16 protein-coding genes are annotated in these 10,056 nt (G+C 62.2%); 15 read left to right on the forward strand and 1 reads right to left on the reverse strand.

Annotated features, from left to right (window positions below):
• Positions 1-596: tRNA dihydrouridine synthase (locus tag U0L91_RS00380; RefSeq protein WP_330043904.1), on the reverse strand; the 596-nt coding region annotated here is incomplete at its 3' end.
• A gap of 163 nt (positions 597-759) precedes the next feature.
• Here U0L91_RS00380 and U0L91_RS00385 point away from each other — a divergent pair.
• From U0L91_RS00385 to U0L91_RS00455, 15 genes are all read left to right on the forward strand, one after another.
• A complete protein-coding gene (locus tag U0L91_RS00385; RefSeq protein ID WP_020989852.1) occupies positions 760-1,020 on the forward strand; it encodes a helix-turn-helix domain-containing protein in 261 nt (86 codons plus the stop codon).
• Positions 1,021-1,225: 205 nt separating this feature from the next.
• Positions 1,226-2,014 (forward strand): hypothetical protein, encoded by a 789-nt coding sequence (locus U0L91_RS00390; RefSeq protein ID WP_330043907.1) that lies wholly within the window; start codon positions 1,226-1,228, stop codon positions 2,012-2,014.
• A 13-nt stretch (positions 2,015-2,027) separates the two neighbouring features.
• The gene (locus U0L91_RS00395; RefSeq protein WP_227144310.1) at positions 2,028-2,555 is read left to right on the forward strand and encodes a zinc ribbon domain-containing protein; all 528 of its coding nucleotides are present in this window, start codon (positions 2,028-2,030) and stop codon (positions 2,553-2,555) included.
• A complete protein-coding gene (locus U0L91_RS00400) occupies positions 2,552-2,938 on the forward strand; it encodes a hypothetical protein (RefSeq protein WP_330043909.1) in 387 nt (128 codons plus the stop codon). The genes U0L91_RS00395 and U0L91_RS00400 overlap by 4 nt, the downstream gene beginning before the upstream one ends.
• Positions 2,926-3,657 carry a hypothetical protein gene (locus U0L91_RS00405; protein WP_330043911.1) on the forward strand — a complete coding sequence of 244 codons (732 nt, stop codon included), beginning with the start codon at positions 2,926-2,928 and terminating at the stop codon, positions 3,655-3,657. The genes U0L91_RS00400 and U0L91_RS00405 overlap by 13 nt, the downstream gene beginning before the upstream one ends.
• Positions 3,654-3,833 (forward strand): hypothetical protein, encoded by a 180-nt coding sequence (locus tag U0L91_RS00410; RefSeq protein ID WP_330043913.1) that lies wholly within the window; start codon positions 3,654-3,656, stop codon positions 3,831-3,833. The genes U0L91_RS00405 and U0L91_RS00410 overlap by 4 nt, the downstream gene beginning before the upstream one ends.
• Positions 3,830-4,534: a DUF6273 domain-containing protein gene (locus U0L91_RS00415; protein ID WP_330043915.1), complete on the forward strand. Its 705-nt coding sequence runs from the start codon at positions 3,830-3,832 to the stop codon at positions 4,532-4,534. The genes U0L91_RS00410 and U0L91_RS00415 overlap by 4 nt, the downstream gene beginning before the upstream one ends.
• A complete protein-coding gene (locus U0L91_RS00420) occupies positions 4,527-5,237 on the forward strand; it encodes a 3'-5' exonuclease (RefSeq protein ID WP_330043917.1) in 711 nt (236 codons plus the stop codon). Before U0L91_RS00415 ends, U0L91_RS00420 begins: the two co-directional genes overlap by 8 nt.
• Positions 5,238-5,242: 5 nt before the next feature.
• Complete coding sequence (locus U0L91_RS00425; RefSeq protein WP_330043919.1) at positions 5,243-6,919, forward strand: DNA cytosine methyltransferase; 1,677 nt, start codon at positions 5,243-5,245, stop codon at positions 6,917-6,919.
• A gap of 4 nt (positions 6,920-6,923) precedes the next feature.
• On the forward strand, positions 6,924-7,187 hold the full coding sequence (locus tag U0L91_RS00430) for a chitinase (RefSeq protein WP_195385506.1): 264 nt from the start codon (positions 6,924-6,926) through the stop codon (positions 7,185-7,187).
• 387 nt (positions 7,188-7,574) lie between these two features.
• Positions 7,575-7,889: a hypothetical protein gene (locus U0L91_RS00435; RefSeq protein WP_330043921.1), complete on the forward strand. Its 315-nt coding sequence runs from the start codon at positions 7,575-7,577 to the stop codon at positions 7,887-7,889.
• Positions 7,886-8,035 carry a hypothetical protein gene (locus U0L91_RS00440; RefSeq protein WP_008981455.1) on the forward strand — a complete coding sequence of 50 codons (150 nt, stop codon included), beginning with the start codon at positions 7,886-7,888 and terminating at the stop codon, positions 8,033-8,035. The genes U0L91_RS00435 and U0L91_RS00440 overlap by 4 nt, the downstream gene beginning before the upstream one ends.
• Positions 8,025-8,657, forward strand: coding sequence for a host-nuclease inhibitor Gam family protein (locus tag U0L91_RS00445; protein ID WP_330043923.1), 633 nt, complete (start codon positions 8,025-8,027; stop codon positions 8,655-8,657). The genes U0L91_RS00440 and U0L91_RS00445 overlap by 11 nt, the downstream gene beginning before the upstream one ends.
• Before the next feature lie 12 nt (positions 8,658-8,669).
• The gene (locus U0L91_RS00450; protein ID WP_008981453.1) at positions 8,670-9,461 is read left to right on the forward strand and encodes an ERF family protein; all 792 of its coding nucleotides are present in this window, start codon (positions 8,670-8,672) and stop codon (positions 9,459-9,461) included.
• On the forward strand, positions 9,461-9,883 hold the full coding sequence (locus U0L91_RS00455) for a single-stranded DNA-binding protein (protein ID WP_223474796.1): 423 nt from the start codon (positions 9,461-9,463) through the stop codon (positions 9,881-9,883). The genes U0L91_RS00450 and U0L91_RS00455 overlap by 1 nt, the downstream gene beginning before the upstream one ends.
• The last annotated feature ends 173 nt before the right edge of the window (positions 9,884-10,056 follow it).

A 10,056-nucleotide genomic window follows, 5' to 3' on the forward strand; every position in this document is an offset into this window, starting at 1 on the left:
ATGACGGGGATGCTGACGGCCTGCTTGACGTCGCGGATCGTATTCCAGTCGGCCTCGCCGCCGTACATCTGCATGCGCGTGCGCCCGTGCACCGCGACGGCGCTGACGCCCACTTCTTCGAGCATTTTGGCGAGCTCGACGGCGTTGATGCTGCCCTTGTCCCAGCCGCGGCGCATCTTCGCCGTGACGGGGACCTTGACGGCGCGCACGACCGCCTCAGCGATGCGCGCGGCCTTTTCGGGATCCTTCATCAGCGCGCTGCCGTCGCCGTTTTTGACGACCTTGCCCACGGGGCAGCCCATGTTGATATCCAGGATGTCCGCGCCGGAAATTTCGATCGCCATCTGCGCAGCCTCGGCCATGCAGTTCACATCGCTGCCAAAGATCTGCGCGGCAAACGGCTTTTCGCCCGGAAACGGACGAAGCAGCTGCGCGGTCTTCGTGTCGTGGTAGCACAGCGCCTTGGCGCTCACAAGCTCTGTGACGGTGTAGCCCGCGCCTTTTTCGGAGCAGATCTGGCGGAATGCAGCATCCGTTACGCCCGCCATCGGCGCGAGCGCGAGCTTCGATTCAATTTTTACCGTTCCGATCTGCATAGTCCGCCTCTTTTCGATAACAATACAAGCATAGTATAGCATAGCAAGACCGGCAAGTCAAAGGAACAAAACGTGGACGGAGCCGTCCGTTATCATTAAACGCACAGAGACTCAAGTGAGTCGGCTGTGCGTTTTTTCTTTACTACAACCCCATAGGACGGAGGTGAGACTGACGGGAAAGTACCGCTACCTGACCTTCGAGGACAGGAAGAAGATCGAGGCGTGGCATCTGCTCGGAGATCGGCCGGTCGACATCGCGGCCCGCCTGAGCGTCCACCACACCACGATCTACAAGGAGCTCCAGCGAGGCGCGACCGGCGCGCTGGACGCCAACCAGCGCGAAGGGTACAGCGCAGAGCTCGCCGAGAGGCGGCTGCGTGAGAGCTTCAAGCGCAGAGGTAAACGAGCACCGGCCGCACAGTAGCCAAGAACACCCGGCAGCGCCGGGCCGAAGAAAGGAGAGCCCAACATGAAAACGATCACACGACCCCGACGCTGAAAATGGACGAGCTGCGCACCCCCTCCGCGCTGCTCTCTGAAGCGATCCGGCGGTCGTGTTTCTGCTTTTCAGGGACTCGACACCACCAAGACACCCGGCTCCGGCCGGGCCAAGACGAAAGGAGACCACCATGAACACCTACGAGATCACATTCACCAGAGAGAACGGCAGCACCGGCAAAGACCGCATCACGGCCGCCAATGAGAAGCAGGCCCGCAAAGACTTCCGCGAGATCTACCGCCACAGCAGCGCCACCATCACCGACGTCATCGTCGCGGCCGAGAATATCCCGGCCAGCAAACAGCAGGAGCGGGATGCTCTCGACCAGATCCGGGCCATCGTGGACACCCTCGGGCCGGACAGCTACCTCGCCACAGCCTTCGCCGGATGCTTCGAGGACGCCGAGGAGAACATCAAAAACGACTTTGCGTGCAGCATGAAGCAGCGCCTCGAGAGTGCCGAGGCAAAGCGCATCGAGGCCGAGCTCGGCTACAATCGCCTCGTCGACAAGCTCGCAGCGAGCGAGAAAGCCCTCGAGGCTGCCCGTGCTGACATCGAGAAGAAGGACGAGGAAATCGCGGCATTGAACGCTCGGATCTCTGCCATCCAGCGCCCCACCGAACCGGCTGAAATCTCGGACGAGCTTCTGGCCGACCTCGCCACCTTCTCCTCCGTGTATATCGAGCGGATCCAGAAGGCCATCATCGAGAATGCCGGGCAAATCGCCAAAAATGCCACGCTCGTGCGCCTACTCCACCAGTACAGCACACGCCTCGAGCAGGAGCGCATCGAGTACGCCCGCGAGGTCTACAACTGCGCGAAGCACGGCACGGAGTTCCGGCCCTCCAATAAGTGCCTCACACACGCCAGCAGCTACCGCGACGTCATCCAAGACCTGCTGCACGGCTACTGGAGCTAAGGAGGTGAGACACATGAAACAGGGCATCAGCATCGAAAGAACCTACGACCTGCACGACAGGCTGATCGTCAGGATCCTGAAGCGCCGGGGCCGCCTGACGCTGGAGGAAGTCAGTGACCTCCTCCGGCTCGAGGGCGGGGGCGAGTGGAGCGGCTGGTATGCCGTTCTGCTCAACTGCACCGAGGGGACGATCGGCGGGAACGGCTTGTACGACTCCGATGATCCCAAGGGCGACGCCGTCGACCTTTACGAAATCAATGAGGGCGATGACTGCCCGATCTGTGGCAAGTTCATCCCGCCATTCCAGTATTGCCCGAGCTGCGGAGCGAAGTGGAGCGACGCCGACCAGAACGTCGAGACACTCCTCGCCTCGATGATGGAGGAGACCCGGCGCATGATCGCCACCTCCTCCAAGGAGGACAGCCGAGTCGCGTGGTACTGGTCGTTCATCGGATCCCTCGATATGGCCCGCCAGCTCGGGCTCATAACCGAGGAACGCCGCCAAGAGCTCTATGAAAAGGCGAAGGAGATGAAACCATGAACACCAAAGCCATCCGGCAGCTCGCCGACGTCACACTGGACAAGTACCGCAGCTCAATCCCCTGCAAAGCCTTCGAGGAGTTCGTGAAGGACATCATCGCCGGCGAGAACCGCGCGACCGCCTTCAGATACGAAGCGAGCCCCATCTGCCGGGCCTCATTCCCGTCCACGCTGGACGAGGACGGCGCCCGCTGCACCGTGGAGGTCACGGTCTACCGGCTGAACGCCGTGGCCGTCACCGCCTTCCTGCTGGACGGGCCCGAGACGCTGCTGCGGCACATCGGGCTCGACGAGCAGGACACATACACCACCAAGCACGAGATCGACGACCTCGTCACCGTCGTGCACATCACCAGAGAGGAGGCACCAGCATGGCAGCACTGAGAGACATCGCCCGAGACTTCACCGCGGAGATCCGCGACGGCATCGGCTGGACAATCGTGTATCGCACCGGCCGCTCGTGGAACGCCCTGACGATCTGGAGTGACATCTGGAACGGCGAGTGGGAGACTGACGACCTCAACGACGCCATCGGGATCCTGAAGGCAGACCCGGACGCCGTCATCGTCAACGGCTACTACTGCGGCCACTTCGGTGAGGACATGACCATCGACGAGATCGCCGCCGGGATCCGCTGGCACTACGAAGGCGGCCGCAACCGCCTCGCGGACTATTGCGAAGTCACGCAAGGCAGGGACGCCCTCGAGGAGGGCCGCAAGGCTGCCGAAGCTGCCGGCCTCCCGTTCTGTGAGCGTCTGACCGACGGAGGCGACGACGAGCTGAGCCCCTACGTCTACGACGGCAGCATGACGCTCGCCGATCGTGAGAAGATGCAGCAGGCCCGCGAAGCCTTCGAGAAGCTGGCCGACGCTCTGCGGGAAATCGCCGCCAAGCTGGCCGAGGCCCTGAAGCCGGTCATCAACGCCGTGCTCTCTGCCCTCAAAAAGCTCTGGAAGGTATCGGCCAAGGCCATCGGAGTGCCGCCGAAGTGGCTGCACCTCGCAGCTCATGCAAAGAAAGCCAGAACCCGGAAGAAGTACCGCAACCGCATCCGGCGCTACGTTTTCGAGGCTCTGGCTGCGGAAGGAGGTGGAGGCCCATGACAGCCAAGTGCGTCGGCTGCGGGCTCGACTGGAACGTCAGCATCTACCAGAAGATCCCCAGCACCGGCTACATCTGCCCGCACTGTGAGAGCCGGCTCCGCGCCGGCGAGACCCTGCCAAACATTCAGGCCAGCCAGAAGGCTCGGCCGCAGAGAACGAAAGGAGCAACCACATGAAAAAGATCGCACTCAAGAACGCCGCCCGCGGCACGGCCTTCGACTATGCCGGCCAGAGCTGGATCCTACTGGAGAATGATGACGGCCGCGCCCTCTGCCTGAGCAAGGACATCATCGAGACCCGAGCCTTTGACGAGGGCAACTGCAACAACTTCGCCGTCGCCAGCAGCAAGGAATACCTCAACGGCGCCTACCTCGACAACCTGCTCGAGGACGTGAACGGCCCCAACGCCTTCCTGACCACGGAGCTCGACCTGACCACCGACGACGGCCTGAAGGACTACGGCACCTGCACCGTCACCATCTTCCTGCTGACGATCGACCAGTACCGGCGCAACCGCGACGTCATCCCAAATGCAGACGACTGGTGGTGGCTGTCCACAGCCTTCAGCACGAAGTCTAACGGGTACGAGTCACTCGCCCGCTTCGTCCGCACCGATGGCGCTCTGAACGGGGGCAACGCCTACCTCGGCCACTACGGCCTGCGCCCCGCTTGTTATCTGGACTCCGATCTCCTGATCTCCATCGAGGACGACGAAGCCACCGACGACGTCACGCCGGAGCGCGCCGGCGAGATCATCGCGGCGCTGGCCGAGCAGTTCGGCGGCACCTTCGCCACCGAGGATCAACTGACCACGGCCCTCTCGTTTATGCTCGGCACCCTGAGAGCTACCCGCGAGAAGGAGGCCCGGCATGAGTAACCTCTCCACCCTGCTCGACCGCTACAAGGCCCTCGTCGTGTTTGATACCGAGACCAGCGGCCTCGACTTCGACAACGACCAGATCATCGAGCTCGCCGCCCTGCGCGTGGAGCGCACGGCCACCGGCGGCCTGCGGATCGCCGGCAAGATGGACACCTTCATCAAGCTGCCGGAGGGCGAGACCCTCCCGGAGAACATCGTCAGCCTGACCGGCATCACCGACGAGCGGCTCCAGACCGATGGCGTGCAGCCTGCCAAGGCGGCCAGCCAGATCGCCAAGCTCATGCAGAACGGCCCGACGCTGATGATCGCCCACAATGCACAGTTTGACGCCTGTTTTCTCCGTGGCCTGCTCCGCGGCCAGAAGGTCGGCCGGATCGACTGGCTGGACAGCCTGACGGTCTACAAAGACCGCAGGGCCTACCCGCACAAGCTCGCCAACGCGATCATCGCCTACGACCTCACCGGCAAGGTACAGAACAGCCACCGCGCCATCGACGACGTGCTGGCCCTGTTCGAGGTGCTGAAGGCGATGGACGACGAGCGCGAGGATCTCGGCGGCTATGTCAACCTGTTCGGCTACAACCCCAAGTACGGCGTCAGCGGCCGCCGGATAGTGGGCGTCAGATATGAGCCGCAGAGCTTCAGCAAGGGCCTGACCCGCCCGGAGCAGACGCTCCCGGCCCGCACAGGAAGGAAGTGAAATGGATGATAAAGATTTTGATCGGCGGCTCTCCGTGCACCTACTGGAGCGTCGCGCAGAAGAAAGGGCGAGAGGTAGAAGCTGAGGGGCTCGGCTGGGAGCTGTTCAGAAACTACCTGATTGCAAAGGAAAAATTCAAGCCCGACTTTTTCCTCTATGAGAACAACAAGAGCGCCGCACAGCCCATTAAAGACCAAATCAGCCACGAGCTCGGCGTGGAGCTCATGCACATCAACAGCGCCCTCGTAAGCGCACAGAACCGTCAACGCTTTTATGCCTTCAACTGGAACATCGACCAGCCTGCGGATCGCGGCATCATGCTGAAGGACATCCTCGAGACGACCACCTCCGAAAAGGGGTACGAGCTCAGGGCTCCAGCGGTCGGAGTCGGATGCAGGAACAGGCGCGAGGACGACGGAAAGCTGTACCGACGCTTCGAGACCAGCGGCGTCCCCAAAGCCAACGCCCTGACAACAGTACAGACCGACAGCATGGTTGCCGAGCCCATCAGGATCGGCACCATCGAGAACAACGCCAAGAAACAGAGCCACGACTCCAAGCAGTACAGAGTCTATTCCCCCGAAGGGAAAGCAACGACCCTGTGCGGCGAAGGCGGCGGGCTCGGTGCAAAAACAGGACTTTACGCCGCACCAGTAAGAGTCGGCACCATGCCAAACGCGGACGGAAAGATCACTGGAGGACAAGCCCACAGGATCTACGACGCGAGCGGCAAAGCTGTGGCACTATGCGCCAGACCCAACGGAGGCGGCCCTGAGACCGGGCTTTACGCCTACCCCGCAGGAGAGGCTCAGGGCGCCGCATGGCGCGGCCGAGACGATGGCTCTGCATACGAGGTAAGAACCGACGGTAAAGCCAACGCCCTCACGGCGTCGGGACATCAGAGTAGGCTCGTCGTCACCAACCAAAACGGCGAAGATCTGCCAGTCTATGAGGTGGTCAACGGAGAAATCGAGATCAAAGGGAAAAAGTACCCGATCAAACTGCCGGACGGCTACTACGTCATCCGAAAGCTCACGCCTACGGAGTGCGAGCGCCTTCAGACTCTCCCTGATGGCTATACATCGGCAGTCAGCGCGACGCAAAGATACCGCGGGCTCGGGAATGGCTGGACGGCTGAGGTCATCATTCACATCCTCACGGGAGCCCTGAAGGACGTGCCGAGGGACGAGGAGATCGTCGTCCTCTCCATGTACGACGGCATCGGCACCGGGCGCTATTGCCTCGATAAAATGGGCTTTACGAATGTAACCTACTACGCCTACGAAATCGACAAGCCCGCCGTGACCGTCGCGCTCAGCAACTACCCCGACATCATTCAGCTCGGTGACGCCTTCGACCTTCGCCGCGACGACTGGGAGCTCGGCAAACGCTTCGAGCACACCACAGAGCAGGAGGCTGAAATGCCCGAAAGTACCAACCAGACGACAGACCTCTCGGACGCCCCCAAGGAAATCAAGGAGCAGATCATCGAAAACGACCGAGCACTGAAAGAGAGAGACGCCCCGGCACCCGCCACGCTCCCTGAAGGCTTCGACGTGGTCGACCAGCTCGCTGAGCTTCTCGCCGAGCGGAAGAAACTGCACATCATCGACGAGGAAAACCTGCGCTACAACTGCGACATCATCGCGCTCGAGTACGCGATAGGCGCACTCAGGAGGTGACAGCATGAGCCCGGAGATCACAATCACGAGCGAGGAGCTGCGCGAGCGCGTCGAGGATCACCTCGACCGCTGGATCCCTGACGACGTCTGGAACCGTGCCGAGCCCTACGCCCGCCACAAAAACGAAGTAAACCGGCAGCGGCATCCCGAGATCGACTACTACGACAACGACTACCTCGTGCTGCTGACCGCTGACACCGTCCGAGAGACCGAGTTCAGCGACCTCACTCATGCCCTCTGTGGTCTGACCGTCGCACGGGCTCAGTGAAAGGAGAAACCGATGGAAACCACAAGAGAAAGGGCCGCCCGTTGCGACCGGGCGACCCATGCGAGAAGATCCAGCAGCCTGCCAGCATACGGATCCCGCACCGCAAGTATAACACGCCGGCGCCGCCGTGCCAAGAGGAAAGCCCTGAGAGCTGCCACGCTGGCCGCTGCCGTCCTTCTGCTGGGCGGCATCTCCGTGGCGATCTTCACCACGCCAGCCGGCAGCAAGCAGGAGACTGATCTCCTGCCGCCGACCAACACCGTCGGCGCATACATCCCGAACGCCACAGCCCCGGCCTCTGAGTCTGCGGAGCCAGCCGAACCGGCTGAGCCTGTCCTGCGTTACCCCCTGACCGACGCCGAGCGCGACGTCGTCGAGCGCGTGGTCATGGCCGAAGCTGGCGGCGAGTCCTTCGAGGGCCAGATGCTCGTCGCTCAGTGCATCCTCAACGCAGCCGAGAAGCGCGGCGTCGAGCCCTCTGAGGCCGTCGTCCTTTACAGCTACACCAAGAGCCGGCCGGATCCCACGCAGCGCGTCAAGGACGCTGTCGCGGCCGTGTTCGACCGAGGTGAGACCGTCGTGGACGAGCCGATCCTCTACTTCTACAACCCCGCCCTCGTGACCAGCGACTTCCACGAGAGCCAGATCTTCGTCATCGAGGAAGGCGGGCACCGTTTCTTTGCAGAAAGGAGTACCAGATGAAACACCTCACCGAAATGAAGCCGGGCGAGACCCTGCACCTCCGCAGCGGCCGCGACCTCGAGCTCGAGAGCGTCACCCCTGTCACCTGCGGCGTGATGCTCACCTTCAACGTCACCGAGAGAAAGGAGCACAACAATGAGCGATAAGACCACCACGGCCCTCGCTGCTGAGCAGGCAGACGTCGAGGCAATCACCACGCAGGAGCCCGAGCTGCTGCCTGCTGCCACGCTGGACGAGCTGGAGCAGGTCGACCTCGGCACCGTCGCAGAGGGCGAGCGCGCCCCATTCCGTATCACTGACGACCGCTGTGCTGACTGGGCCATCCGCAAGATTGCCGACGAGCGCAGCGAGTACGACCGCCTGAAGGCTCTGGCCGACGAGCAGATCGCGGCCATCAACGAGAAAGTCGCCGCCGCCCGCAAGCGCATGGAGAACGGCACCTCGTACCTCACGAGCTGTCTGGCCGACTTCTTCGCCACCGTCCCCCACAAGGAGACCAAGACGACGGAGAAGTACCGCCTCCTCTCCGGCACCCTGACCTTCAAGAAGGGCACCACCAAGACCAAGCTCGACGAGGCCAAACTGGTGCCGTGGCTCAAGGCTAACGGCTACGGCGAGCTCGTGAAGGTCGAGGAGTCGACCCGCTGGGCAGACCTGAAGAAGCTGCTCAGCTACACCGGCGACATCGCAACCCTGACCGAGACCGGCGAGATCGTGGAGGGCGTCACCGTCTACGAGACCCCGGGCATCTTCACGGTCGACGTGTAAGGAGGCACCGACATGGCAGAAACCAAGAAAACCGAGGCGGCCGCTGCTGCGGCCCCTCCTGAAGCCGCCTGCCTGACACTCCGGCAGAAGCTCGTCGAAATGCGGAAAGCCTGCCCGGAGATCGTCAAGAAGCAGCACAGCGACGGCGTCAGCTACAAGTACGCCAAGATCTACGACGTGTGGGAGAAAATCACCCCCATAATGAACGAGCTCGGCGTCGACTTCGACGTCATCAGCGAGCAGGCCACCCGCCACGCAGAGAACGGCGACCCGGTCTACTGGATCACCATGCAGACCAAGACCCGCAACGGCGACAAGCTCATGTTCCTCTACGAGGCCGACCTGACGATCCGCTGGCTGAACCTCGACAACGACGACGAGACCATCGAGGCCACCGTCCACGCCGTCGGCTGGAACGATGACCCGGCCAAGGCCAAGGGTGCGGCCCACACCTACGCCCTGAAATACTACCTTTTCGAGAAGTTCACCGTCGACCAAGGTGAGGACGACCCCGACAACAGTGACTTCGGCGCGCAGGGCAAAGGATCCGGCGCTGGAGGCCGCCAGCAGGCCACGCAGGGGCGTCAGGGGCAGGGCTCCGGCCGCCTGAGCGACGCGCAGCTCGCACGCCTCTACAAGAAGGCAGAGGCCGCAGGAATGACCAAGGAGCGCACCAACGCCCGGATCGTGGAGAAGTACAAAAAGCAGGATCCGGCCACCCTGACCCGCCAAGAGTACGACGAGATCTGCACGTCCCTCGACAACGCGGCCGCACAGCATAACCAGCAAGGAGGAAACGCCTAATGTATAACCACACCGGCCTCCAAGGCCGTCTAACCGCCGACCCTGAGCTCAGGTACACGCAGCAGGGCACGGCGATCACCAGCTTCACCCTCGCCAGCGACACCGGCCGCAAGACCAAGGACGGCAAGAAGATCACCAACTTCATCGAGTGCGTCGCATGGCGCGCGCAGGCCGAGTTCGTCTGCAAGTACCTGAGCAAGGGCCGCCTCGTCCTCGTCGAGGGCGAGCTCACCAGCCGCAGCTACGAGGACAAGGACGGCAACCGCCGCAAGGCCGTCGAGATCACGGTCGACTCCGTCCACTTCTGCGACAGCAAGAAGGACGGCGGCCAGAGCTCCGGCAGCGACTTCGCCGATCCGGGCTACTCCGAGGGCTCTGGCGACTTCACGGAGATCGAGGACAATGGCGACCTTCCCTTTTAACCTGACCGCCGGACGACCGGCAGACGACCGAAAACAGGCCACAAACCAACGACCACAGCCTGCAAATAAAAAGTCAAGGCTAAAATGAAAGAACTTTGAAAATTTTATACAGGTTGAAAATTAGACATCAAAACAAGACCACCACACCAGTGCTGGTCTGAAAGGTATAGTAG

The organism is Gemmiger sp., assembly GCF_036306485.1.
Classification (GTDB): Bacteria; Bacillota; Clostridia; order Oscillospirales; family Ruminococcaceae; genus Gemmiger.